The 937-nt window shown below is 45.3% G+C and carries 1 protein-coding gene; it reads right to left on the bottom strand.

From position 1 onward, the window contains the following. Positions 1-345: 345 nt before the first annotated feature. The coding region (locus WG89_RS28805) for an IS3 family transposase (RefSeq protein ID WP_062271246.1) at positions 346-937 on the bottom strand (592 nt) is incomplete at its 5' end.

The raw sequence follows: 937 nt of genomic DNA on the forward strand, positions 1-937 counted from the left end.
GCCAGTTTGGATTTGTAAAAACAGCGTATCGAGGCATCGGGAAAAATGACAATAAACTGGCCACTCTTTTTGCTCTGGCTAATGTGGTTAGATTGGATCAAATGCTACGTAGGGGTTAATCTGCCTATCAGCCGAGAAAACCGGCTGAAAAGTAGATAATGAGCGACCCTATCCTCGCTTTTAGTTCTAAGAATTGTGTTTTAGAACATGCTCAAAGGATTGATGGACTTCTTCACACCTTCCTTAACATAATTCGGGGTTTGAAGTTGAGTGAAACCTAACGCTTGCGCTAAGCCGCGCGCCGTAGGCTGAACTTCCCCCGATAAAATAGACACCTGTCTACAGCTAAGCAGCTGCTTCGTATTCTACCGGGGTTTGATAATTAAGGCTCGAGTGTAAACGAGTACGATTATAAAAATGTTGTATGTAGCCCGCTATGCTATCACGCAGCTGATAAACATCCCTAAAGGTATTGCCTGTCAGCAACTCTCCCTTTAATGAGTGGAAGAATGACTCCATCTCAGCATTGTCTGTGCAGTGATAAGCTCGATTCATGCTTGGGATAAAGCCATAGCGTTTGTGCAAACCCTGTATTTGATTTGCTCTGTATTCGATACCTTGATCAGTATGGAATATCAGTCCCTCAGGTGGCCGCCGATTTCGAATGGCCATGAGTAGAGCCGCTTTGGTCAGAGCAGCTGTACGATTATTTTTCAATGACCAGCCCACCACTCTGCGCGAATAAAGATCTAGGACTACAGCAAGAAAGACCCATTTACCTTTGAGTTTTATGTAGGTGACATCAGAAACCCAGTGCTGATTTATGGCTGTGGGCTTTTCCAGATCTTTGCGTAAATTCGGTACAGGATCACAGGCACGTGGTGGTCGGGGCTTACGACGATAGACCCGGGAAACACGACCTTGCAGATTAGCTTCT

Source organism: Endozoicomonas arenosclerae (genome assembly GCF_001562015.1).
Taxonomy (GTDB): Bacteria; Pseudomonadota; Gammaproteobacteria; order Pseudomonadales; family Endozoicomonadaceae; genus Endozoicomonas_A; species Endozoicomonas_A arenosclerae.